General features: G+C 42.5%; 17 protein-coding genes. 10 read left to right on the top strand and 7 right to left on the bottom strand.

Annotated elements, in window-relative coordinates:
* Positions 1 to 4 precede the first annotated feature (4 nt).
* The 4 genes from E2P86_RS04820 to E2P86_RS04805 all read right to left on the bottom strand — a co-directional run bounded on the left by E2P86_RS04820 (position 5) and on the right by E2P86_RS04805 (position 7,169).
* Entirely contained in the window at positions 5 to 1,153 is a 1,149-nt protein-coding gene (locus tag E2P86_RS04820; RefSeq protein WP_134431190.1) for a hypothetical protein, read from the bottom strand.
* A gap of 97 nt (positions 1,154 to 1,250) precedes the next feature.
* A complete protein-coding gene (locus tag E2P86_RS04815) occupies positions 1,251 to 2,969 on the bottom strand; it encodes a TonB-dependent receptor (RefSeq protein ID WP_134431187.1) in 1,719 nt (572 codons plus the stop codon).
* Positions 2,970 to 2,986: 17 nt separating this feature from the next.
* The gene (locus tag E2P86_RS04810; protein ID WP_085473763.1) at positions 2,987 to 6,016 is read right to left on the bottom strand and encodes a tetratricopeptide repeat protein; all 3,030 of its coding nucleotides are present in this window, start codon (positions 6,014 to 6,016) and stop codon (positions 2,987 to 2,989) included.
* A 316-nt stretch (positions 6,017 to 6,332) separates the two neighbouring features.
* Positions 6,333 to 7,169 (bottom strand): helix-turn-helix domain-containing protein, encoded by an 837-nt coding sequence (locus tag E2P86_RS04805; RefSeq protein WP_134431184.1) that lies wholly within the window; start codon positions 7,167 to 7,169, stop codon positions 6,333 to 6,335.
* 301 nt (positions 7,170 to 7,470) lie between these two features.
* Here E2P86_RS04805 and E2P86_RS04800 point away from each other — a divergent pair, with 301 nt between their 5' ends.
* From E2P86_RS04800 to E2P86_RS04770, 8 genes are read left to right on the top strand one after another with little or no spacing between them, the layout of a single operon-like run.
* Positions 7,471 to 9,165 (top strand): acyl-CoA dehydrogenase family protein, encoded by a 1,695-nt coding sequence (locus E2P86_RS04800; RefSeq protein ID WP_134431181.1) that lies wholly within the window; start codon positions 7,471 to 7,473, stop codon positions 9,163 to 9,165.
* A gap of 21 nt (positions 9,166 to 9,186) precedes the next feature.
* Entirely contained in the window at positions 9,187 to 10,755 is a 1,569-nt protein-coding gene (locus E2P86_RS04795) for a class I adenylate-forming enzyme family protein (RefSeq protein WP_085473760.1), read from the top strand.
* 26 nt (positions 10,756 to 10,781) lie between these two features.
* Positions 10,782 to 10,925 carry a hypothetical protein gene (locus E2P86_RS18425; protein WP_206367993.1) on the top strand — a complete coding sequence of 48 codons (144 nt, stop codon included), beginning with the start codon at positions 10,782 to 10,784 and terminating at the stop codon, positions 10,923 to 10,925.
* A 12-nt stretch (positions 10,926 to 10,937) separates the two neighbouring features.
* Positions 10,938 to 11,990, top strand: a complete 1,053-nt coding sequence (locus tag E2P86_RS04790; RefSeq protein ID WP_317128140.1) for an acetyl-CoA C-acetyltransferase — start codon at positions 10,938 to 10,940, stop codon at positions 11,988 to 11,990.
* Positions 11,991 to 12,001: 11 nt separating this feature from the next.
* Positions 12,002 to 14,152, top strand: coding sequence for a 3-hydroxyacyl-CoA dehydrogenase NAD-binding domain-containing protein (locus E2P86_RS04785; RefSeq protein ID WP_166785144.1), 2,151 nt, complete (start codon positions 12,002 to 12,004; stop codon positions 14,150 to 14,152).
* Positions 14,153 to 14,179: 27 nt separating this feature from the next.
* A complete protein-coding gene (locus tag E2P86_RS04780) occupies positions 14,180 to 15,334 on the top strand; it encodes an acyl-CoA dehydrogenase family protein (protein WP_085473758.1) in 1,155 nt (384 codons plus the stop codon).
* Positions 15,335 to 15,346: 12 nt separating this feature from the next.
* On the top strand, positions 15,347 to 16,999 hold the full coding sequence (locus E2P86_RS04775) for a fatty acid--CoA ligase (RefSeq protein ID WP_134431176.1): 1,653 nt from the start codon (positions 15,347 to 15,349) through the stop codon (positions 16,997 to 16,999).
* An 18-nt stretch (positions 17,000 to 17,017) separates the two neighbouring features.
* On the top strand, positions 17,018 to 18,061 hold the full coding sequence (locus E2P86_RS04770) for a CaiB/BaiF CoA transferase family protein (RefSeq protein WP_134431173.1): 1,044 nt from the start codon (positions 17,018 to 17,020) through the stop codon (positions 18,059 to 18,061).
* Positions 18,062 to 18,128: 67 nt separating this feature from the next.
* Here E2P86_RS04770 and E2P86_RS04765 read toward each other — a convergent pair whose 3' ends face one another.
* From E2P86_RS04765 to E2P86_RS04755, 3 genes are all read right to left on the bottom strand, one after another.
* Positions 18,129 to 19,067, bottom strand: a complete 939-nt coding sequence (locus tag E2P86_RS04765; RefSeq protein ID WP_085473756.1) for an aspartate carbamoyltransferase catalytic subunit — start codon at positions 19,065 to 19,067, stop codon at positions 18,129 to 18,131.
* 24 nt (positions 19,068 to 19,091) lie between these two features.
* Positions 19,092 to 19,637 (bottom strand): bifunctional pyr operon transcriptional regulator/uracil phosphoribosyltransferase PyrR, encoded by a 546-nt coding sequence (gene pyrR / locus E2P86_RS04760; RefSeq protein ID WP_085473755.1) that lies wholly within the window; start codon positions 19,635 to 19,637, stop codon positions 19,092 to 19,094.
* Positions 19,638 to 19,748: 111 nt separating this feature from the next.
* Positions 19,749 to 22,778: a DUF2723 domain-containing protein gene (locus E2P86_RS04755; RefSeq protein WP_085473754.1), complete on the bottom strand. Its 3,030-nt coding sequence runs from the start codon at positions 22,776 to 22,778 to the stop codon at positions 19,749 to 19,751.
* Positions 22,779 to 23,410: 632 nt separating this feature from the next.
* Here E2P86_RS04755 and E2P86_RS04740 point away from each other — a divergent pair.
* Together E2P86_RS04740 and E2P86_RS04735 are read left to right on the top strand one after the other, a co-directional pair.
* The gene (locus E2P86_RS04740; protein WP_085473753.1) at positions 23,411 to 24,367 is read left to right on the top strand and encodes a ribose-phosphate pyrophosphokinase; all 957 of its coding nucleotides are present in this window, start codon (positions 23,411 to 23,413) and stop codon (positions 24,365 to 24,367) included.
* A gap of 122 nt (positions 24,368 to 24,489) precedes the next feature.
* A complete protein-coding gene (locus tag E2P86_RS04735) occupies positions 24,490 to 25,086 on the top strand; it encodes a 50S ribosomal protein L25/general stress protein Ctc (RefSeq protein WP_085473752.1) in 597 nt (198 codons plus the stop codon).
* The last annotated feature ends 55 nt before the right edge of the window (positions 25,087 to 25,141 follow it).

The raw sequence follows: 25,141 nt of genomic DNA, 5'->3' as shown, positions 1-25,141 counted from the left end.
GTTGTTATTTTCCTATTTTATCTGGCCAAGCGTCTTTAATGATATGTTTTTGAACATACACCAAGGCAGAATCTGCTTGTGCTTTAGTTTCATAGCTATCCCAAATGACCTTCTTTTTATTTTTGGCCAAGTTGCTTGGCACCACATGTACTTTTGGATATCCGGCTTTATTGTAGGACTCAGCCTGTTCGTAAGCTTGTGCTAATGTACGGTGTGTACCGATGACGATCTGCCATTCGTGGTTTGCTTTCCGGTTCTCTTGTACAACTTCCTTTTCAGGCGCTACAACAACCGTATCTGTTACCGTACTATCGGCCTGTATCGCCGACAACGAGTCAGGTACAAGGTGCAAAGCCGCCGAATCTACGGTATCCTTTATAACCGGAATCGTATCAACAACGTCCAGTTCCTTTGGCGCAAATGTATTTTTATTCGCTAGGTATAATGCTGCCATAATACCTAAAGCTACCACCACCAAAACAATGTACCAAATGCTATTGTTTGATTTTCTTGGCTCTTCTTCTACTATTTCTTCCAGAGGTTTAATTTCTTCCTCTGCAATCTGCTCTTCCACTCCCTCTCTTGTTTCTATTTCAGGGCTCTCATTCTGCCCTTCAGGCGCAATAGTAGTTTCCGTTGCCGTTACCTCCAGCTCTGTACCCGCGTGCGATTCTACTTCCGCCGGCTCTTCTGCGACAGCTGGATTATCCTCCGCAGGAGGAACTTCCGTGTTTTCACGAATTTTCTCTATGTTTCCTTGTTGAGGCAACGCCGATACTGCTTCTAAATGGAAGCCCGACAGGTCGAGCGGCTTAAACACATAACCATCGCCATAACTAACAAGGTATCCGAGATCATCCAGTTTCACTTGCCCTTCTTCATTAATATGACGCTGAATCTGCGTAACCGCCTGGGAAACTAGGTATTCAGCAGCCGATCTATCCAGTTCTGAAAGCTGTTGGATATACTGTATAAAATCATAACCATCCGTAGCCCCTCGATCAAAGTCAATGTAGCTAATGGGTGGTAAATAGACATGGCGCTGCTCATCGTATACGGCTGCCGTACGGTTACGCTTAAACGTGCCCAAGCCATCTACATAGACTGCTGCCTGTCTCTTTAATAGATTATAAACATTCTTTCCTAAGTTCATTCAATCGTCTTAATGTGCAAACTTAGATAAAATTGCTCTTGTCTGCAATTATTATCGTGTCGCATGTTAAAGCAATGCTATCGACTTCTCGTTCTCCTTAGAACGAGAAGTTTAAACCACCTAAAAGATTAAATCCTAATTTTGGATAATACATATAGGTCTGGTACTCTTTATTGAAGATATTATTAGCTTTCACAAACAATCCCAATTGTTTTGTTGCTTTGTATTCCGCGCCCGCACTTAGGTCAAAAAATGATGGTACGTCGCGCGTATAATATGGCGTCACCACCGTAATAGGCGTTGTACTGACGTCGTAATCATACACCTTTGCTTTAGAAATACCGTGGAACAGTGCTTCCGCATCGATATACAATTTCTCCGAAATGTTGAAACGTGCATTCGCCGCCAATCTCATTTTCGGCGTATGCCAAGCTTCTTCCTCCTGTGCAGTGGTGTAATTATCGATATTCAAACGACCACCAAGATTCACCAATTCCGATAAACGGATATTGATTTCTCCTTCTAATCCAATATGTTTAGTTTCTTTATCACCATTACCATCGTATACAAGATCAAACTGATATGGGTTATTCATACTGTTGACAAACAACGGCATACCTTCCAGTTTACGGTAAATTGCTTTTACTTTATATCCAAAAGTAGCGCCTGCATTTCCCTTGATACCACCGAAGAAGTTCAAACGTTCCACCATATTCTGAATACCAAGATCAGGTCCTAAGAAAGGGTTCTGACGCGCAAACTCTCTGTAAGATGCTTTCTTCACGGAACCATTCACTCCCCCGAAAATATGGAAATATTCCGGTGCCAGAGCAAAATCAATTTCGGCTGCTGGGAAAATATTAAAACTGCTACTATCGCCAAATTCAGGAATCAAATTAGCGCCTAATGTAATCGCATAGTTATCTCCTTTAAAACGGATATACGGATTGATTATAGCTAGGGAGTTTTTCGTTGTCCCTTTGTTTGTTCCATCAACAGAATTCACATCAACACTTAAGTTCGCCCCCACATTAAATGCACGCATTTGCTTATTCAAGTATCCCGAAAGGGCAAACGATGTTTCCTTTGCCTTGTATTTATCGGAGAATGTATATGCATCCACTTTTGCGGAGTAACTTAATGCCTCATCATTATTAGCGTCGTAGTTACTGGTTAATTCACCCGTAAAATAAATATCATTAAAAGTCTGCTTCTCACGCGAAGGGTTTAAGGATGTTACTTTATCAGTCGCTAACGGAATACCATAAAAGTTCGTTGCATAGCGGTTATATCCAATCACCCCATCAATGGTAAATTGAGGTAATATGCGACGACCGAATACGCCAACCTCTTGTCTTGAAAATTTCTGATCTTCCAGACTTCCTTTTTGGCTTAAGTGCTTTACAAAACCACCAACACGCATATCTTCATACGCATCATACGAGAAGTATCCTTCACCTAAAATTGTACTTAGATTCCCCATGCCGAACTTCACATAGTTACTCGTTTGGTCACGAAGCGCCGAAAATGGCGTCTCTTGCACATCAAGCTCCTTTAATCCGGTGTTAATATCTAATTTTTTATCAGGCACATTACCATAACTTAGCTTTGGCATGTAACTGCGTTTATTCGTCATATCGGGACTACGGCGAATTTTTACCGCATCAGCAAGAATAGGCTTGTAATCACGAACGACATCAAAAGAATCAATAGTGACCGGTCTCTCCGGCGTTACCTGCGCACTCGCACTGTAGCCTAAACCAAGTAACAAAGCCACCGTGCCGTAATTCTTAAATACTGTTTTATGCAATTTCATCTTTCTTCCTATTCTTGTTACTTAAGTTTCTCTAATCGTGACTTCGCTTCCTTCAATACGTCGTCCGTCTTATTGTCATAATTCTCGATCACACTTTCCAGTGTTGATTTTGCCTGGAACTTATCTCCTTTAGCTGCATAGGCATCCGCCATTAAGATAAAGCCTTTCGCTACCCAATAATCGTATGAAGAGAACGTATTGGAAATATCAAAAGCCGACTCAATCGCTTTATCATATTGCTTTGCTTTAAGCTGCTGCTCACCTACGCGATAACGTGCCTCGGCACCGATAATCGTCTTACTCTTCAGCGCAGCAAGGTTAAATTCTTTCAACGCATCTGCCGCTTTATTGGTTGCGGCATAAGCTTTACCGGAATACAAATGCGCTAACGCAATATCTTCCTCCGACGATTTTTCGTACTCACGAACCAGTTTAGCATAGTTCTGTGTTTCTACAAAATCGCCAATATTAAAGTAGCTCATCAATAAATTATTGATCGCAAAACCATAATTGGATTTATACTCCGATGTTAATTCTAATTTCTTCAACACCTGAACAGCCTCATTGTAGGCTTTCTTATTTAAGTGCAACTTGGCAACACTAAGCAATGTCTGCTCTGTATAGGCACTTGTCCAGTCGTTCATAATGATATTGAAATCATGCAAAGCCTCCGTATCACGTCCTAGTTTCGCATAACTCTCGCCCCGGATAAAACGAGCATGTTTCTCATTAATCGGTTTAGGGAATTTATCAAAATATGCATTTACGGCTTCTACAGCACCTTGGTAACTACCACGGTCAAATAAAGTCTTAGCAATACTAAACGTGTGTCCGTCTTGCTGTGCTGTACTCAAATCGCCAATATTTGTTCCGGTAGCATAACGGATGTACCCCGTAGCATCACCTTTGTCCAAGTAAATATTCTCGATTGAGCGCATCGCCTGCTTCGCCTCATCGGTGGTTGCATACTGATCAACAACACGCTGAAAAGTTTTCAATGCAGCATCGTTATCATCTTTGTTGTATTGCACCAATCCAATTGTCACCAATGCGCGGGGCACGTAGCTACTGCGTGGATACTGCTCTACCATTTTCTGTAAACCGGAGATAGCACCATCATGGTTACCCATCAAGAAATAGGTATATGGAATTTCAAAAGCAACATCATCGGCATAATTTGACTTCGGAAACGCCCGAATAACAGACTGTAAGGTCGCTATTTTACCGGTATTATCGCCCTGTAGCCCTTGTATTATACCTCGTTGGAACAACGCATAATCCTGACTTGGCGCTTTCGCATTAATCAAACGGTTATATTGCTCCAAAGCTTTACCATAATTCTTCATCCCGAAATAAGAGTCAGCCAAACGTGCCACAGCATCATTACGGGTGTTGATCTCAATACCGTCTTTGCCACCAGTGGCTAAGAAACGTTCGAAATAGTTTGCCGCTGTATTATAACGATCATTTCGGAAGGCAGCATAGGCTAAGGCATAGTTCGCATAGCTATAAACATCCGTGTTACGTGCTGCTGGCAACTGCAAGAAACGGTTAAAGTTTGTTACGGCCTCCCCATACTTACGTACTTCATACATCGCTTCTGCTTTCCAGTATGTAGATAATGCGTAAATCTCTTCATCATTACGGTTCGCTTCGGAACGCATAAACATAGAGATAGCATTCTCAAAAGCACGCTCATTATAAAACTCTAAGCCACGGTAATAGGTTACCTTTTGATACGCGGTATTCGCTGCTTTACCACGGGTACCAATGCTCTCTAAAATATCAACGGCTGCGCGGTAATTCTTCGTACTCAACAATACCTCCGCCAACAATGTCTTCGCCTCTTCTTGCTTCTTAGAACGTGGGTACGTATCTAAATATTCTTGCGTGGCTTCCAAAGCTACCTGGTGAAACTCGAGTTCATACGATAACTTCGCATAATTGAACAAACCTTCTTCTTTCAGATCTGCATCAAAATCCAATTTTGAAGCTCTGAAAAAGGCATTACGCGCACTTTGTTTATTTCCTGTTTTCAAAAATGAATCGCCTAAGGTGATCATCGCACTTTGGAAGTAAGCATCCGGTTCAGACAATTTTTCAAGCTCTTTAATTGCTTTTTCGTAGTCTCCTAACTTATAGGCAATGTAACCGATCTGGTAGCTATCTTGATTGTTTTGTGTTTTACCTTGATCTTGCGCCTGGAATTTATCGTAGTATTCTTTCGACTTCTGTAGATCACCCTTGATAAAATAGGTCGCCCCTACAATACGGAATATTTCAGTTTCATGCTCTTGCTTCGTACGGCTCAATACCGGCAACGCATAGCTCAATACATCATCATAGCGTTTATCCAGGAAATAAAGTGCCGTAATATAATAGGGATAACTATTTTCGTAAACTTTGGAACCATTCAGGCGTTCAAACTCGTTGAGAGCCGTCTTATATTCGGCATCCAGGTAACAAAGGTAAGCGTAGTAATAAATGGAAGCTTCCTGATATTGCCCACGATCATCTTTTAATCGTTCGAACAGTGGTTTTGCAGCCTTATAATCATTCGTCATAAACTGTGCATAAGCCAACTTAAAACGATACTCTGTATTCTCCGCTCCTGCTAAATTTTTACTGTCAATTTTTTGGAACCATTCGATCGCTTTCCCGTAATCTTTCTTCGCGTAATAAGACTTTCCAATTTGGAAGTAAGCCGCTTTTGAATTGGCACTTGCCGGATAATCTTTAATGTATTTTAAAAACCGGGATTCCGCATTAGAATCCCCCAACTCCAGCGCACAGATAGCTTGATAATAACGCACATTTTCCTTAATCAGGGTGAGTTCCTCCGTCTCATCCAACTGTAAGCTGGACTTCGTACGGATCTCTTCTACCCGATCGAACTGCTTCGCCGCCGAACTATATTTGCCACGCTCAAACAACTCCATTCCTGACTTGTAGGCATTGTTTACCTGTTGCCACGCGGTTTGCTGCGCAAAAGACGCAGATCCCATCAAGCTCAACGCAACACCTACACCATAAACTTTTTTATACATGCTATATGTTAAGTAAAAAGTGAAAATTCAATATACCTTCAACGTACTAAATTAAAACTATTGTTTCAAGTTTTCCTCAAAAGTTCTTAACATCTGTTAATAAACACATGTATAACGGCTTTTTTACAAAAAAAACATACAGCCCCCTATATTTCATGCTTTATTTTACACTTTTTAACAACCCGTCTTACACCAACTTTCCCAGAGAAGAAATAGACGTTATCTCACTTAAGTTTAGACGCAAGATTTAGCTAGGCTAAGCCCTTCGGGGCTTATGGCTCTACTAACGACCATCTACGCTCTACTATCAACTAAACTACAGCTGATCCCGGGCATAGCGAAGCGGACTAATTCCTGTTTTCTTTTTAAAAAAACGACTAAATTCTTCTACATTTTTATAGTAAAGAAGACTACTTACTTCAGACACATTATATCGCCCCGCTTTTAACAAATGCATTGCCTCCAAAAGGCGAATATCATCGATGTGTTCTTTTGCTTTTCGTCCAGTCGCCTCATACAACATTTTACTCAGTTGCGCCGATGTCGTATTCAACAAACCCGCATAGAAAGAAACCTTTCGCTCACTGTAATAATAACGCGTCAAGAGGTCCTGGAAATCGGCGAGTTTCTTTTCTTTCCCGACCGGGTTTAAATCATTATTAACTTCATTAACACGATGCAGTAGCAACTCTTCCAATCGATACAAAAGCACAATAATCTTACTTCGAACAATATCCCGTGCAAACAAGTGCGTTGTATCTCGCATAGCACCCTCCAGCCGATGTAGCCGTGCCGTAAAAAGTAGCAGCTCTGCTTCTGAAAGCTCCATTAATATAATACCAGTATTACGAAGCAATTGAAAACGTTCCAAAAAATAAATATTATTCAGCGTCTCGGTTAGGAAATTCTTCTGGAACATCAGCAGGATACACCGATAATCAGAAGATACCTCCAATACTTCCAGGGTATTAAACGGACTAAATGTCGCAAAATCCCCTGCCTTATACCGCACCCTCTCCCCTGAAACGGTCATCTCCACACTGCCCGAAATACATAAGGCCATCTGGTACCCGCTAAGTCGCAAAGGTGCGCGTAAAATATTCATTGCATGAACCATCGTGATGGAATAGTCATTGTTCTTAAAAGCTGTCATCCTGTATTCTTTAGTAATAAACACCACACATCTTACAAAATAGTCAAAAAATAGAACAATTCAGTCAAAAATATACCATATCAAGAAGTTAACTTTGTATAACACCTTATAAATATCTTTCATAACAGGCATATATCAGAATAAAAGAAGGATATAACGTCGCAAAAAAAACATCAGTAACGCCATCAAGCGACACCCAACACAACGACAAAAAGAAGCGATCTATCCGCCTAAAATAATAGAGCCACAAGCTTCACAGCAAGTAGCTTCACATGGTTTCAGTAAACAAACACCAACCATCATGATAAACGAATGGACAACACACGAAGTGACGAACCAATTTTCGGAGCTTCACAACTATAACTTATTTACCACAGACGCTGTTTTATCCGAATACTTTGGCGATCGACGGGCACAATGGGCCATCGATAAATTAACGCAAACAGGTGCAGATATTGGCGCTGAATATGCCTATAGTCAAGCACAATTGGCCAATCAGCACCTTCCTACACTAGAAGCTTTTGACCGTCTGGGAAACAGAAAGGATTATGTCGCATTCCATCCGTCGTGGCACTGGTTTATGCGTTATGCCAAGGGCAATGGCATGATCTCAATCCCATATGAGTATGAACAACCACACCGCTGGGCTTACTTCGCTGCCAGTTTTATGATGATGGGACAAATTGAAGCTGGCTCTATGTGCCCCACAACAATGACACAAGGAGCTATCCCTTTAATCCAACGCGAGCCTATCTTATGGGACATGCTTAAGGATAAACTCTTGAGTCATGACTACGATGAACGAGATCTCCCACTTACCGAAAAACGATCCATCTGGATCGGCATGGGTATGACCGAAAAACAAGGTGGGTCAGATGTTCGAAGCAATAGTACGATTGCAACACCCATTGACCAACACGGACGTGGTCAGGCCTACCTCTTACGTGGTCATAAATGGTTCTTTTCTGCCCCAATGTGCGATGCACACCTTGTCGTAGCCAAAATAAGGGACTCAGATGATCTAGCTTGCTTCTTTGTTCCACGTTGGAAGTTCGACGGAACTAAAAATGCTACGCACATCCAGCGCCTTAAGGATAAAGTGGGTAATCGCAGTAACTCCAGTAGCGAAGTAGAGTTTCTAGACGCATGGGGCATCCTTATTGGTGAGGAAGGACGGGGAATCCGCACCATTATTGAAATGGCAAATTATACACGATTAGCCTGTGTTATCGGCGCAGCCGGACTTATGCGACAAGCAACTGTCCAAGCTATTGCATATACCCGAAAACGACGCGCCTTTGGTAAAAAACTATATGAACAACCGCTTATGCGTAATGTCCTGGTGGACTTTGCTCTCGAGACAGAGGCCGCACAGCATCTAGCCTTAAAGCTAGCGGAGGCCTATGAAGCCGCTGAAACGGATGAATCCGCTAGAGCGTGGAAAAGAATCGTTACGCCTGCCGCTAAATATTGGTGTTGCAAACGATCGGAAAGCCTATCGGCTGAAGCGATGGAAGTCTTCGGTGGAAATGGCTATGTCGAAGATGGCATTATGGCGCGACTCTTCCGGGAAGCTCCGGTCAACTCCATCTGGGAAGGTTCAGGTAACGTCATGTGCTTAGACGTATTACGTGCCATGGATCGGGAGCCCGCACTCGTGCAAACATTATTGACAGAGCTGCAAAAAATGGCTGCCGGAAATGCCGCAATCCAACAGCTTTTGCTGGAAGTGATTGGCATTATGAACGACAAAGAAAACATAGAGGCCCATGCCCGCTTACTTACCGAAAAGCTGATGTTGGTTATCCAAGCGAGCATAATGAAGGATGTGGCTCCCGACTATATGAGCCATGCTTTTATCACACTCCGTATTGAACAAGCACCGGCCGTCAACTATGGTGCTTTTACCACAACTGCACTGGACCACCACAAGATATTGGAACGTACCTTCACGTCGGAGGCTGTTCATCTTGACGGAAAAATAATCAATAAATAACCCTTTTAAAAACCGACAATAATGAACTTACTTGACATTTTTGATTCCAACGTCCGCAAATATGGAAACAAAGACTTCCTCCGTTACAACAACCAAAGTGAGTCGTATACTGAAGTGTATGAAAAATCACTCCAAGTAGCCTCCTTTTTGCACAAAAATGGAATTAAACCCGATGATAAAGTCGCCTTATTCTGTTATAACACCCCGTCTTTCATCTGGTTTTTATTTGGTGCCTGGCGTTTGGGGGCCACCGTTGTTCCTATAAACCACAAGTTAAAATCTGCAGAACTAGATTATATTCTTCGTGATTCAGACACCAAGCTCCTACTCTTTGATGCAGCTTTAGTCGATATCGTTCAAGAAGTGACCTTTTCTATTCCCATGGTATCCACCCAAGGAAAAGTGAGCGACTTCTTTGAAATCGACACCACGCTAAAGGATTATATGCCCCTACCCCTCTCCGACAGTTTTCCACTGACGCACGACTCCCCGGCACAGATACTCTATACGTCAGGAACGACAGGAGCGCCCAAAGGTTGCGTCATGCCGCATTTCAGTGTATATATGGCTGCTCAGGTTGCCGCCACAACACTGGGATTGTCTCGGGATGAACGCCTCTTACTAGCGATGCCTATCTGGCATTCTTCCCCACTAAACAATTGGTTTGGCGCGACCTTATACCTAGGAGGAACGGTTGTTTTGCTGCGGGAATACAGTCCATTACAGATGTTAGAAACCATTGAACGAGAAAAAATAACACTTTATTTTGGAGCTCCTATTTCATATATCCTTCCCTTACGGACGGTACCCAATTTCGGGAACTACGATTTGAGCAGTGTACGACGCTGGGCTTACGGTGGTGGCCCAATCAGTGAGGATATAAGTCGAAAAATAAGCTTAGCCTACCGCAGCAATAATTTTTATCAAGTATTTGGAATGACGGAAACCGGCCCCACGGGAATTGTCCTTTACCCGGAAGAGCAGCTTCACAAAGCCGGTTCCATTGGTAAATATGCACTTCCATCTGTAAGTATAAAAGTGGTCGACGAACAAGGAAATGAAGTTCCTAACGGAAGTATCGGTGAAATATGGATCAAAGCCTTCAGTTGCATGGCTGGTTATTATAAGAATCCACAAGCTTCTCAAGATGCTTTCACCGACGATGGTTGGTATATTACAGGTGATATCGCCCGCAAAGACAAAGACGGCTACCTCTATATAGTGGATCGAAAAAAAGATATTATCAATACCGGTGGTGAAAATGTCTATTCCAAACAAGTCGAAGATGCGTTATTGCTTCATCCCGATATCGTCGATGCTGCCGTCATTGGCACACCCCATCACGAATGGGGTGAAACGGTAACTGCAATACTGGTAACCAATAAAATAGACCCGATATCCCCGGACAAAATAGCAACGTTTTTAGGGAAACATCTTCCTACTTATCGGATACCGAAGATCTACCACTTTACCGATGCCCTCCCACGTACACCTTCGGGGAAGGTTCAAAAATTCGTAATTAAAGAGCAGTTCATCGCAAAGATGTTTACCAATGGAAGCATGCCAAAAACAGATGTCGGTACACGCTAATTTTTCAATCATTAATGCAAACAATAATGGAAGCATATATATTCGACGCAGTACGCACGGTACGCGGAAAAGGAAATCGCAAAGGTGCATTGATAAGCGTACCTCCCGTACAATTGGGGGCACAGCTCATGAAGCACCTAAGAGATAAACATCAACTCGACACGGAGTAGGTCGAAGAACTTATTATGGGTTGCGTCACTCAGGTGGCTGATCAGGGCGCAAATATCGCCAAAAGCATAGCGCAGGTTTCTACATATGGCGACCACTTAAGCGCCTATACAGTAAATAGATTTTGTGGATCCGGATTGGAGGCCATCAACCAAGCTGCGGCCTACGTTAAGGCGGGGTTTAAGGAGCTGGTATTTGCTGGTGGTGTGGAAAGTATGTCACGCGTTCCTATCGGAAGCGACGGAGGCGCCATGTCCGCTGACCCACGCGTGGCACTTCCGGCTTATTTCGTCCCACAAGGAATATCAGCCGATCTTATCGCGACCAAGTTTGGTTACACGCGAGGAGATCTCGATTTATTTGCAGTTGCCTCCCAAGAGCGAGCGCTCCATGCAGAAAAGAACGGCTACTTCACAAATTCAAGGATTCCCGTCACGGATATAAATGGCTTACCCTTACTGGAACATGATGAAAATATCCGCACCACCTCAATGGATTCATTAAAGGCATTGAATCCTTCTTTTGAAAGCATGGGACAATGGGGAGGTTTTGACGCCGTCGCCATCGATCGATATCCTGAAATCGAGGCCATCAATCATGTACATCATGCAGGCAATTCCTCCGCCATCGTGGACGGTGCCGCTATCGCTGTGATAGGAAGCAAAAAGGCCGGCGAAAGCTTGGGGATAAAACCTCGCGCACGAATAAAAAGTATGGCGGTCTTTGGTACCGATCCTACTGTCATGCTTACTGGCCCTGTTCCAGCGAGTCAAAAAGCACTCCAAGCCGCCGGCATGCAAGCCAGTGACATCGACCTCTATGAAGTAAATGAAGCTTTTGCTGTGGTCCCCCTTTATTTCATGGACCAACTTGGCGTACCACACGAGAGACTCAATGTAAACGGTGGAGCTATTGCTTTGGGTCACCCGTTAGGTGCCACGGGCGCTATGCTTCTCGGTATACTGCTTGACGAATTAGAACGTCGACAACTACAGACCGGTTTAGTATCTCTTTGCATTGGCGGTGGAATGGGAATTACAACGATAATCGAAAGATGCGAACCCTAACAAAGAACAACATGACTACAGAAAATATTTTTTTTAAAACCGAGATTCTACCACAAGGTATCGCTTGGATAAAAGTAGATATGGCGGGTTACCCAACTAATCTATTCACTTTCGAATTTCAAAAAACATACCTACAGACGGTAAATGCACTCCTTAGCCGCGCAGATATCAAAGGGTTGATCTTAACATCAGCTCGCAAAGATTTTATGGCTGGAGCTGATGTTGGGGAGCTTCTGCGTATCCAAAACACACCGAACCTCATCCTAGAACATTTACAAACACTGCACCGCGGCATACTTGCCAATGAAGCGATTCAAAAACCCATGGTTTCTATTATCAGTGGGCATGCGCTAGGTGGTGGATTTGAGCTTGCTCTCACCACGCATCACCGCATTGCCACCGCCGGACGTTATAAGATTGGGCTTCCTGAAGCCTCACTTGGATTATTTCCAGGTGCAGGGGGAACCATCAAACTATCTAAAATGCTAGGCATAGAAAAAGCCGCCTCCATACTACTCAAGGGTACAACTTTTAGTCCTAAAGATGCACTAACAGCCGGCTTGATACATGATTTAGTTGAATATCCAGAAATAGCGTTCGAAGATGCTGTAGCGTGGATTTTAACACATCCAAATGTTATACAACCTTGGAATATGTCCTCCGAAAACAAGGGACTTCGGTCCCCAGCAGAGCATATGACGATGACCGCAAGCATAGGCAACCTGCGAAAAGCTACACATGGAAACTACCCCGGATTAAACTATTGCCTAGCTGCCATTCACGATGGGGTGGATCTGCCGATCGAACGCGCATTGGATATTGAAGCACGTTACTTTATAAAAACCTTACTCTCCAAAGAGGCCAAAAGTATGATCCGGACTAATTTTTTTGGAATCAATCAAGCAAAGAAGGGAAAAAATAGAACCAATGGAACGCTCACAACTCCAATTCAGAAACTCGGTATCCTTGGGGCCGGTATGATGGGAGCCGGAATCGCCTACGTCGCAGCCAAAGCAGGCATCGATGTGATATTAAAGGACATCTCCATAAAGCAAGCGGAAACAGGAAAAGTTTACGCAGAACAAACAACACACCGGGCATTGACACTAGGAAGAACCACACGCGATAAAGCGGATCAATTATTAGATCATATAAAACCGACAGACTCCTACGCCTATTTGGCGGATTGCGACTTGATTATTGAGGCTGTTTTTGAAGACCCTAAGCTCAAAAAGCTGGTAACCCATGAAGCCGAAGTTTTTCTTCATGAAAAAGGATTTTTTGCATCAAATACATCTTCGCTGCCGATAACAAAACTAGCGAAGGCCTCCATCCACCCAGAACGATTTATCGGCATCCACTTCTTCTCTCCGGTAGATAGAATGCCTTTGATTGAAATCATAAAAGGTGAAAAAACAAATCAGGAAACACTTGCACGCGCTGTAGATTTTGCTAATCAGCTTGGGAAAGTTCCCATTGTGGTAAACGATAGTCCAGGCTTTTTCACCTCTCGCATCTTTGGGAAATATAATCTAGAGGCCGTGAACATGTTACTAGAGGGGGTATCTCCGATCGTTCTCGAAAATGTGGCAAAAAGAGCAGGGTTAGCCGTTGGTCCGTTAGCGGTAATGGATGAAATATCCCTTGATCTGATGGCGGATGTGCTCCAACAAAATGAACAAAGAACGCCCGTAGAAGAGCAAATGTTGGAACTCATAGAATGGATGGTTCGAGCAGGACGAAAAGGTAAAAAAGCAGGCAAAGGTTTTTACGACTATCCCGAAGGTCAACGTAAAACAATTTGGCAACATCCCTATAGTTCGGAGATATCAATGGAAATATCTACAGCGGACATCCAGAAGCGCCTTATGCATATCCAGGCTTTGGACAGCTATCGCTGCCTCGAGGAAGGAGTTCTCGAAAGCACCATGGACGGCGATATTGGTTCCGTTCTGGGTTTAGGTTTTGCGCCCCAGACCGGAGGCGTATTCAGTTACATTGACCAGATTGGTCTTCCAGCTTTCATTGCGGATTGTAGACGCTTTCGCCAGTATGGAGAACAATGGGAAGTCCCTAAAAGTCTTCTAAAGCTTGCACAAAGAGGCTTTACCTTTTACACAGGTCTACGAGAGAATGACAGAGATAATAATAAAACAGAGTAATAATAACAGGTAGGAAAAAAGCACAATATGAAATCACCTTATTTTAATGAAGATCATGAGATGTTCAGAGCATCGGTACAACAATTTGTAAAAAAAATAAAACCCCAATTTGAAACATGGGAGGAGAATCATCTTATTCCTAAAACGATCTGGGGCGAAATGGGCGAAATGGGTTATCTCGGTTTGATTTATCCGGAACAATACGGCGGGATGGCCGCAGATTTCTTTACTTCTGTGGTACTCATTGAGGAGATTGCTAAGGGTGGAAACACAGGTTTTGGTACCGCATTGGGCGTCCATGCTTATATGGCGACCAACCACATCAATCATATCGGATCGGAGGATTTAAAACAAAAATACTTAGTCCCCTCCATTAAAGGAGACCTCCTCGGAGCCATCGCCTTCACAGAGCCCAATGCAGGTTCAGATTTAAAAGGCATTAAGACCTATGCGGTACGCGATGGAGATGATTATGTTATCAATGGTTCAAAAACATACATCACAAACGGCTGTATGGCAGATTATTTTGTCACCTTATGTAAAAACGAAGAGGGAAAATTTGACCTTATTGTAATCGAAGGAGACGACAAGGATGGTCTCACGCGCAACAAACTCCATAAGTTAGGTCAATACTCCTCGGACACGGCAGAAATATTTTTTCAAGATGTCCGTGTACCAGCAACAAACCTGATCGGCGAAGCGGGTAAAGGTTTTTACTATGTTATGGAAAGCTTTCAACTAGAGCGGCTAACGGCAGCAATCTCCACCTGTGCTACAATAGAGTTTGCGTTGCAGATAACACTAGACTTCATGCATGAACGAGTAGCCTTTGGAAAAGGGCTCACTGAATTTCAAGCTTTACGCCATCGCATCGCCAATCATTACACAGAACTCGAAGCAACCAAACAGTTGGCATACCATACAGCCTGGTTGTTTGAAAATGGCGTGTTTGCCGTGAAAGAAGCTTCCATGGCTAAACTTAAAGCAACAGAGTTAGCGAATTCCATCATTGCGGATTGCCTACAATTACATGGTGGTGCAGGATATATGGAAGATTATCTAATTGCTCGGCTATTCCGCGATGTTAAAGTCGGAACCATCTATGGGGGAACCTCCGAAATTATGCGGGATATCATCGCTAAAATGACAGTTGATGCTGTTCATTTCAAAAAAGTATATTAAAGAACAAGAACTATGAAAAAACTCAATGAAGCTGGTTTTATAGTCGCTGACAATGCCTATAAACATCAGTTATTAATCAAACAATTTTTAGAAAACTCCTTACGCATATCACCTGAAAATGAAATTGTATATAAAGATAAATTTAGGTATAACTATTATGCATTCAATAAGCGGGTAAACCAACTAGCGAATCTCCTTTATACATTAGACTATAAAGGCAGTGCCACCATCGGTGTATTGGATTATGACAGCCACCGCTTTCTTGAATGTTATTTTGCCATTCCTTGTACAGGAAATGTGTTGCATACCGTAAACTGGAGACTGTCGCCTGAACAGATGATTTATACCATAAATCATGCTGAAGATAAGGTATTGATTGTACACGAAGATTTTCTACCCATTATAGAAAAGGCGATCGACCAACTACCAACCGTCGAAATAATAATCTTAATTAAAGAAGGTGATAAAATGCCGCATACCATGTTGGAGCTTGTAGGGGAATATGAAAACCTCATCAAGGACCAGTCGGATTCATTTGTATACCCTGATTTTTCAGAAGATACCATTGCCACCATTTTTTATACTTCCGGAACTACTGGCAACCCTAAAGGGGCTTACTTTTCACATCGCCAACTTGTATTACATGGTTTAATGGAATTATCTTACCTCGGCACATCAAATGCGATGTTCCGTCTAAATGCGGAAGATGTCTATATGCCTTTGACACCGATGTTCCATGTACACGCTTGGGGTATTCCGTACATAGCGACAGCATTAGGCCTGAAACAAGTATATGTTGGCAAATTCGATCCGGCAATGTTTATACAACTGTTCTTAACCGAACGGCCTACGATTTCTCATTCAGTACCTACAATTCTAAACATGATTTTATCACATCCAGCAACAACGGCAGTTGATTTTTCAGCTTGGAAAATATTAATCGGTGGATCGGCTTTGCCTGTACCATTGGCACGTATGGCCATGGATCGGGGAATTAAAATCGTTACTGGATATGGCTTATCGGAAACAGGCCCTTTGTTGACTGTCTCCAAGTTCAACAATACAGACATAACGCTTGATCAGGAAACTAAAGTCACGATGAGTACATTGACGGGGCGTCCCGTTTTCTTAACGGATATTAAACTGGTGGATGAAGCGGGCAACACCATACCCAAGGATGGGGAAACCGTGGGCGAAGTGGTTGCGCGAACGCCTGCCTTGACCTATGGATACTTCAAGGATAAAACCGCGAGTGAGGAGCTCTGGGTTGGAGGTTACTTACACACAGGAGACTTGGCTACATGGGATGAAAATGAAGATATCAAGATTGTTGATCGTCTAAAGGATGTGATCAAAACCGGAGGAGAATGGATTTCTTCCATCGATTTAGAATCATTAATTCTGGAACATCCACTCGTGACCGAAGTTGCTGTTATCGGTATCCCAGACACACAATGGGGTGAACGCCCTTTAGCGCTTATCGTAACATATGATGGGCAAGATCTCACTAAAGAAGAGGTTACAAAGCACTTGCATCAATATGTTGATGAGGAGCGGATAAACAAATGGGCCATTCCAGAACAAATACATATCGTAGCCGAAATTCCAAAAACTAGTGTTGGGAAGATAGATAAAAAACAAATTCGACAAACATACACACGGTGATAAAAGGAACGAAAAAATATGAAAAAAGCACTTGAAGGAATAAAAATCCTTGATTTATCGCGTCTGGTCCCAGGCCCATTCGCAACGAGGCAATTGATGCAAATGGGAGCCGAGGTTACCAAGGTAGAACATCCACAGAAACCGGAAATCATACGCATGATTCCTCCTTTCGAAAACGGTGTCTCGGCAGCCTATCGCATGATGAACGACGGAAAGGATATCCGCCAAATTGCGTATGACACGGCAATTGGAAAAGATATGGTCTATGAATTGGCTGCTGCTGCCGATGTACTGGTGGAGTCCTTCCGTCCGGGTGTTATGGCTGACCTTGGCTTTAGCTATGAAACCTTAAGGGAACTAAACCCGCAGCTTATCTATATTTCGGCAACGGGTTATGGACAGTCTGGCCCTTATGCACACCAGGCAGGGCATGACTTAAATTTCATGGCTTTAAGTGGCTTATTGCTATTAAATAAAATGCAGCATGAGATTACTATACCCACTTTCCAATTAGCAGACATCTATGGTGGAACGGATCAGATTGTACAGGCTGTTTTGGCGGGCATACTCGAACGCCAGAAGACGCAGACTGGTGCTTGGTACGATATCTCCATTACAGAAGCTACGTTGCCTATGGCGGCTTTAGCTGCTTCCGCGGCTTGGCATAAGACGGAGATAGCGACGGATATGTTGTCCGGAAACCTGCCGAACTATACCGTTTACAAATGCAGAGACAATAGGCACTTGGTCTTCGCAGGACTGGAAGCTAAGTTTTGGCGTATCTTCTGTGAACTCATTGATAAACCAGGCTGGGCTGCCATTGCGATTACGGAGCTTGCTAATCGACCGGATATCAAAAATGAACTAACGGAATTTTTTAAGACGAAAACTAGAGCCGAATGGTTGTCTTTTTTTGAAGACTATGATATTTGTATTAGTCCGGTTCTAACGGTACAGGAAACATTAGAAGATCCACATTTTAAAGCACGTGGTATTTTTCAGTATGACAAAGACGCAAAAATTCCCGAAGGCTGGCACCTCGGGGTTCGTAAAATCAAGTAACAAAAAAAACGTCATTGCACTATACGAAGATATTGCAATGACGTTTTTCGCATGGACTTGTTATCGATTATCCGCGCTGTCCCGCTAAGAGATAAAGTACGGCCATACGTACCGCCACACCATTCTCGACCTGGTTCAATATAATCGAGTGCTTACTATCCGCCACATCCGATGTAATCTCCACACCACGATTGATCGGTCCCGGGTGCATTATGGTAATTTCCTTATCCAAGGAATCCAGAATCTCTTTGTTTAAACCATACAGCATAGAATACTCCCGTAAGGATGGGAAGTACGCAATATCTTGGCGTTCCAATTGAATACGCAACATATTCGCTACATCACACCAATTTAAAGCTTTCATGAGATCATGCTCCACCTTTACCCCCAACGAGGTTATATATTTTGGAATAAGCGTCGTCGGCCCGCATACCATAACCTCAGCGCCTTGTTTCTGTAAACAAAGTATATTGGATAGCGCTACGCGTGAATGCAAGATATCACCAATAATCGCTACTTTACGACCCGCTACGTCACCGTATCGCTCCCGAATCGAGAACGAATCTAATAAAGCTTGCGTCGGGTGCTCATGTGCACCATCACCGGCATTAACGATCTGAGCATCGATATGACGACTTAAAAACACGCCTGCCCCTGCATAAGGGTGACGCATCACGATCATATCTACCTTCATCGCCAAAATATTATTCACCGTATCAATCAGCGTCTCTCCTTTGCTAACAGAAGAAGAAGATGCTGCAAAATTTACGATATCCGCAGAAAGCCTCTTTTCAGCCAGCTCAAAAGATAAGCGCGTGCGGGTTGAATTTTCAAAAAAAACATTGGCTATCGTGATATCCCGTAAAGAGGGAACCTTCTTAATAGGTCTGTTAAGAACCTCCTTAAAATTTGCTGCCGTATCTAAGATAAGTTGGATATCGTGCTCATTTAAGTCCTTAATTCCTAAAAGATGTCTCGTGCTTAACTGCTCGGTAGTTGTTGACATGTTATTTTTATATTTCTAGCGCTATTATTTAGTTTCTGTGACCAATACAATACTGTCCACTTGATCCACCTCTTCCCAACTGACAATCACACGTTGTGAGTCAATGGAGTCGACTTGTATCCCGATATAATCAGGCTCTATAGGCAGATGACGTGAAAAGCGACGATCTACCAATACCATAAGTTCCATTTTCCCGGGACGACCGAAAGCTTGTATTGCATCCATTGCTGAACGAATCGTGCGCCCTGTCCACAATACATCATCCACCAAAATAACTTCCTTATCGTCGACAAGAAAGTCAATCTCGGTACTATTCGCAGCTAACGGGGAAGTTCCCTTCATCCGGAAATCGTCCCGATAGAACGTAATATCCATGATTCCAAGTTGTACCGTATGCCCGGTCATCTCTTGGATTTCCTTTTGAATACGTTGTGCTAAGTAAGTACCTCTGGGTTGAATTCCGATTAATACGGCATTGGAAAAATCGCCATGGTTCTCGATCAATTGCTGACAAAGACGCTTGATCGTGATCTGAAACTTGGCTCCTTCTAATAAAATCGATTGTTTCATTATGGGGTTATTTTGGCAAAAATACGTTATTTTTTATCATTTTCAATGACTCTTCTGATGAAATAAACAATAACATAAAAAAAGGCAACCCGAGAGTTGCCTTTTTTTATGTTATTGTTCAGGTTGTTCAAAATAATGTCTATAGGTATTGAACAGTGCATCAGCCTCTTTCTTCAAAGCTGGTTGGTTCACCCCATCGAGCAATTGCTTGTAGCGTTGAATCGACGCTAACCCAAATCGCATATTTCGGAACTCTAAGTTAGACTTGGTCTTAGATATTGCTTCATAGTAAGCCATGTTCTCCCGGATAAACTGCAAATTCCGTCCCACAATTTCATTTGCTTTAGCAGTCTCTCCCACTTTATACATAGCATCTACCAACGGTACATAACTCATCACTTCGGACATCAAGTAAGCGCGTTTTGGCATATTCTCATAGGCGTTGATCACTAATTTCTTCGCTTTATCTTTTTCATCTGCCGAGATTAGCTGTCCTGCCGTTTGTCCGTAAATCGTACCCACATACATGCTGATGTAACGATATGAATCCGGATCGATATAAGATGCTTTACCGATGTTACCCCACGTAAACTTGTTCATGATGTTATCATACGTTTGATCCACATTGATAATAGCAGAAGGATCCCCTTCTTTTAAACCAAAATCAACAGGCATCAAGCGAGATGCAAAACCTTCGCTCACTAAGAAACGATCTAAGCCCATGTAGTTTTCTTCTGGCGTAGTCACTGTAAAGTATATCGGACGCTTCCAGTTATTATGTGCTATAATCGCTAACATAGACAACTCCGCACGGCTTACATAGTTCTGGCTATAGGTCCAACGCATCGTGTCTACAATAGCATCTTCCCACTCCTTAGGTACAACTTTATTCGCGATTACAGCTTGTTTATCCACCGCCAATTCCATTTTCTTCGTTGGCAATAGGTTTACAAATTCACCACTCTGTAGCTGCGCTTTATTTTGCGGATTATCCGAAAGCATGACATTCAACAAGTCTTTAACCTGTACATAATTCGGAATATTGTAATCCTGGTAATAGATAACGTCACGTACTCCATCCTTAATCAATTCGGGATTGATATTAATAGGAAGCGCGTCCGCATCGTTCACCTTTTCCATCATCTGCTTCATATACCAATCTGCACTAAGTAAACTCAAGTTCACTACACGTACATCCGTACGGAACCCTTCAACTTCTTGCACATACCATAACGGATAGGTATCATTATCTCCGTAACTGAACAAAATCGCATTTGGTGCACACGATTCCAAGTAGTTACGCGCCATATCACGAGCTAACGTTTTTTCCGAACGATTGTGGTCATCGTAATTGTTAGCAATCAAGATCACTGGACCGCCCAACATACCTACCACTGCTGCGGTGTATCCAGCGACTTTAGCATTCACTTTCTTGGTCAGGAAATCAGCAATTGCCAATACACCCAATCCAATCCATATACTAAAGGCATAAAATGAACCTGCATAGGCATAATCCCGTTCACGAGGCTGCATTGGCGTTTGATTCAAGTAAAGTACAATGGCTAAACCTGTAAAGAAAAACAATAAACCAACGACACCCGCATCGCGTTGCTTACGACCAAAGTGCCAGAATGCGCCTAACAGGCCGATAATCAACGGCAAGAAATAGTATGTATTACGAGAAGGATCCGTTTTAGCAGATGTTGGCAATGCATTTTGCCCCCCCAACATAGCGTTATCTATTGGTGTGATACCACTGATCCAGTTTCCTTCAGTAAAAGAACCATGCCCTTGCTGATCGTTTTGTCTTCCCACAAAATTCCACAAGAAATAACGACCATACATATGACCTATTTGGTATCCGAAGAAGAATTTCAAGTTATCCGCAAAAGTAGGCGCTTCCTCTGGGCCTAAGCCTAAGTAATCACGGTAATATTCAGGATGCCCCCCTTTTTCACTGTAGATACGTGGGAATAAAGTCTCTCTGTCATAGGAATAAACAGGATTACGTTTTGCCACCACATATTTATCTCCATCCTTTCTATAGATCTTTTTCCCGTCTTTTACATCCGTCGGACGGGCGTCAAAAAACTTACCCTTGAACAAAGGCTCGTCTCCATACTGCTCTCTATTGAGGTAACTCAAAAAACTAAATACGTTATCTGGATCACTGTTATTCAAGGTTGGGTTCGCTTTCGCACGAATCATAATCATAGCGAAAGAACTGTATCCCAACAAGATGAAACAGGTACTGATTAGTGCGATATTAAGGAGCGGTTTAGATCTTTTGATGGAATAAATAATACCGTAAACCAAACCTCCAACGAGTAACAACGCAAAAACGGCAACACCGATTCCGAATCCCATCCCTAAAGAGTTAACAAAGAACAAATCGAAATAAGCTGCAATTTTAATCGAATACTGGATAACTCCCCATAGAATAAAGGCCAACACGACAACCCCTAATCCTAGAGCTTTCAGAATACCACTTGTTGTACTTTCTTTTGTTTTACGAAAATAAATCACTAACGCAATCGCTGGGATCACCAATAAATTCAATAAGTGAACCCCAATGGATAGACCCATTACATAGGCAATCAATATCAACCATCGGTCTGCTCCTTTTTCATCTGCTCGAACTTCCCATTTCAGAATAGCCCAAAACACGACTGCTGTACACAGCGAAGACATCGCGTACACTTCGGCCTCAACAGCGGAGAACCAAAAAGTGTCTGTAAAAGCATACGCTAAGGCACCTACTGCCCCTGCAGACATAGTTAAAAACAGTTGCGGAGCGCTGAGCTGCGCTTCTCTGGAAATTCCGACAAAAGCCTTACGAGCTAAAGCAGTAATCGTCCAAAAGAGAAACAAGATGGTTAGACCACTTGATACGGCCGAACCGATATTCATCCAAAACGCAATACGAGTACCATCTCCCATTGCAAAGTTAGAGAACACATTTTCTACCATTAAAAATAGTGGTGCGCCTGGTTGGTGAACGATCTGCATCTTAAACGCAGAAGCAATAAATTCACCACAGTCCCACCAGCTAGCCGTACGCTCAACGGTCGCAACATAAACAATAGTCGCAATCGCCGCACAAATCCACCCCAGTAGATTGTTAATCTTATTGTAATTCATTCGTGTTTTGATAAGGTTATCCTATATATTATGGCTCGAAAATAAGGAATACTAAGCGACAATGAAACTTTATTTGCACATTTTAACGAAAGAACCGACCGAAGGTTGGGCGTTTAGGACGTTCACAGGAAGTGTCGGAACAGTCCTAACAAAAAATATCCGCTTGAAAATCAGCTCAGATAGACTGCAAAGTGAAAAAAGTTTTGGAACTAATAAAAACAGCCGTATATTTGCATCGTCAAAACAAACAAACAATGTTTCTTCTGACAACGATTGTCCCATAGTATAAGGGTAGTACAAGTGATTTTGGTTCATTTAGTCTTGGTTCGAATCCAGGTGGGACAACAAAAAGAGAGTAGCAAAACTACTCTCTTTTTTCGTTTTTAAATCCCTCGTTATTATAAACTTACACACGAAAAAACTATTTTGTTTTCACAAACATTTGGCTAACTTTGCCCCTAATAATTAAAGACGCGCGCTTTAGTGAAGTTTTGTCCCATAGTATAAGGGTAGTACAAGTGATTTTGGTTCATTTAGTCTTGGTTCGAATCCAGGTGGGACAACTTTCTCCGAAGTTTGAGGTGATAATAACGTGAAAGTATTCAGTTAATCCAACATAAAAATTACGCACAATGCCTTTGCAATTTAACACGGTAAAGCTGTTCGCCGGTTCTGGAACAGAAGAGTTAGCAGGAAAAATAGCTAAGTCCTATGGCAAACCTCTTGGCGACAAAACTTTATCCAAGTTTAGTGATGGAGAAATCCAGCCGTTCTACAACGAATCAGTACGCGGGAGCGACGTTTTCTTAATCCAATCCACCAACCAACCATCCGACAATCTTCTCGAATTACTATTGATGATTGATGCTGCGAAGCGTGCTTCTGCGCATTACATTACCGTAGTTGTTCCTTATTTTGGCTACGCTCGCCAAGATAGAAAAGATAAACCGCGTGTGGCTATCGGTGCTAAACTGATCGCGAACTTGATTATGGCTGCCGGTGCGCACCGTATCATGACAATGGATTTACATGCCGCACAAATTCAAGGATTTTTTGACATTCCTGTAGATCACCTTGATGGTTCCATCATCTTCGTCCCTTACATCAAGTCATTAAACCTACCGAACTTGACGATCGCTTCTCCAGATATGGGTGGTTCATACCGTGCTCGTACTTTCGCGAAGTTCTTCAACGCAGAGGTTATTATTTGTGATAAACGCCGTAAACGCGCAAACGAAATTGAGTCGATGTCTATCATTGGTGATGTGAAAGGTCAAGATATCGTGTTAATCGATGATATCTGTGATACAGCAGGAACGTTATCCAAAGCTGCAGCATTAATCATGGAAAATGGCGCTAACTCGGTACGTGCCGTATGTACACATGCTGTACTATCAGGTAAAGCATACGAGACAATCGAAAACTCGGTACTAACGGAGATGATTGTAACGGATACGATTCAGTTGGATCCAGAAAAAGCCGCTGCTTCAACAAAAATCAAAGTATTGTCAACAGCGGAATTATTTGCTAGCGCAATTAAAAACATCAATGAGCATAGCTCGATCTCGGACTTATTCGATATCAAATAAAAAAGCTATCAAAACATAAAACACAAAAAAGAGCCTTAATTAAGGCTCTTTTTTTATGTTAAAATTTCCAATATCAAAAACTTAACATTATCTTTGCACCTCAAAATTTTAATTAATTAAAGATGAAATCAATTGCTATTAGCGGTTCTGTTAGACAGAGCGTAGGGAAAAGAGATGCAAAAGAATTGCGTTACGAAGGAAACATTCCTGCAGTTCTTTATGGTGGTAAAGAGCAAACCCACTTTTCTGTATCCGCAGCTGATTTGAAACCAGTTCTTTATACGGCTGATGTTATATTCGTAGAATTAGACATCGATGGTAAAAAAACAAGAGCTATCGTTCAAGAAGCACAATTCCACCCATTGACAGACGTAGTTACTCACGTTGACTTTTTAGAGTTATTTGATGACAAGGAAGTTTCTGTAAACATCCCTGTTAAATTGACAGGTACTTCTCCAGGTGTTAAAATGGGGGGTAAACTAGTTCAGAAATTACGTAAACTTCGTGTTAAAGCTCTTCCAAACAACCTTCCTCAAGAGATTGCTGTTCCTATGGAGTCTTTAGAAGTTGGTAAATCTTTCCGCGTAGCACAAGTAGCTTTAGAGAATGCCGCAGTTCTTAACAACTCGGACGATACAATCGTATCTGTAATCATGTCTCGTGCTTTACGTCAAGCAGAGCAAGAAGCAGCGAAAGCAGCTAAAGGTGGTAAAAAATAATTTGATACCCCACAGTATCTTTAAAGGCACCGATATATCGGTGCCTTTTTTCGTT

It is taken from the genome of Sphingobacterium psychroaquaticum (assembly GCF_004421025.1).
In the GTDB taxonomy this organism is placed as follows: domain Bacteria; phylum Bacteroidota; class Bacteroidia; order Sphingobacteriales; family Sphingobacteriaceae; genus Sphingobacterium; species Sphingobacterium psychroaquaticum.
Note: the sequence above shows the minus strand (reverse complement) of the source record. Positions and strands in the feature narration are given on the sequence as shown.

Excerpts from the sequence above, each read along its gene's own strand:
- E2P86_RS04755 (WP_085473754.1), bottom strand. The coding sequence starts at position 22,778 with ATGAATTACAATAAGATTAACAATCTACTGGGGTGGATTTGTGCGGCG.
- pyrR (WP_085473755.1), bottom strand. The coding sequence starts at position 19,637 with ATGAAACAATCGATTTTATTAGAAGGAGCCAAGTTTCAGATCACGATC.
- E2P86_RS04740 (WP_085473753.1), top strand. The coding sequence starts at position 23,411 with ATGCCTTTGCAATTTAACACGGTAAAGCTGTTCGCCGGTTCTGGAACA.
- E2P86_RS04805 (WP_134431184.1), bottom strand. The coding sequence starts at position 7,169 with ATGACAGCTTTTAAGAACAATGACTATTCCATCACGATGGTTCATGCA.
- E2P86_RS04780 (WP_085473758.1), top strand. The coding sequence starts at position 14,180 with ATGAAATCACCTTATTTTAATGAAGATCATGAGATGTTCAGAGCATCG.
- E2P86_RS04770 (WP_134431173.1), top strand. The coding sequence starts at position 17,018 with ATGAAAAAAGCACTTGAAGGAATAAAAATCCTTGATTTATCGCGTCTG.
- E2P86_RS04735 (WP_085473752.1), top strand. The coding sequence starts at position 24,490 with ATGAAATCAATTGCTATTAGCGGTTCTGTTAGACAGAGCGTAGGGAAA.
- E2P86_RS04815 (WP_134431187.1), bottom strand. The coding sequence starts at position 2,969 with ATGAAATTGCATAAAACAGTATTTAAGAATTACGGCACGGTGGCTTTG.
- E2P86_RS04775 (WP_134431176.1), top strand. The coding sequence starts at position 15,347 with ATGAAAAAACTCAATGAAGCTGGTTTTATAGTCGCTGACAATGCCTAT.
- E2P86_RS18425 (WP_206367993.1), top strand. The coding sequence starts at position 10,782 with ATGGAAGCATATATATTCGACGCAGTACGCACGGTACGCGGAAAAGGA.
- E2P86_RS04800 (WP_134431181.1), top strand. The coding sequence starts at position 7,471 with ATGATAAACGAATGGACAACACACGAAGTGACGAACCAATTTTCGGAG.
- E2P86_RS04810 (WP_085473763.1), bottom strand. The coding sequence starts at position 6,016 with ATGTATAAAAAAGTTTATGGTGTAGGTGTTGCGTTGAGCTTGATGGGA.
- E2P86_RS04785 (WP_166785144.1), top strand. The coding sequence starts at position 12,002 with ATGACTACAGAAAATATTTTTTTTAAAACCGAGATTCTACCACAAGGT.
- E2P86_RS04765 (WP_085473756.1), bottom strand. The coding sequence starts at position 19,067 with ATGTCAACAACTACCGAGCAGTTAAGCACGAGACATCTTTTAGGAATT.
- E2P86_RS04820 (WP_134431190.1), bottom strand. The coding sequence starts at position 1,153 with ATGAACTTAGGAAAGAATGTTTATAATCTATTAAAGAGACAGGCAGCA.
- E2P86_RS04795 (WP_085473760.1), top strand. The coding sequence starts at position 9,187 with ATGAACTTACTTGACATTTTTGATTCCAACGTCCGCAAATATGGAAAC.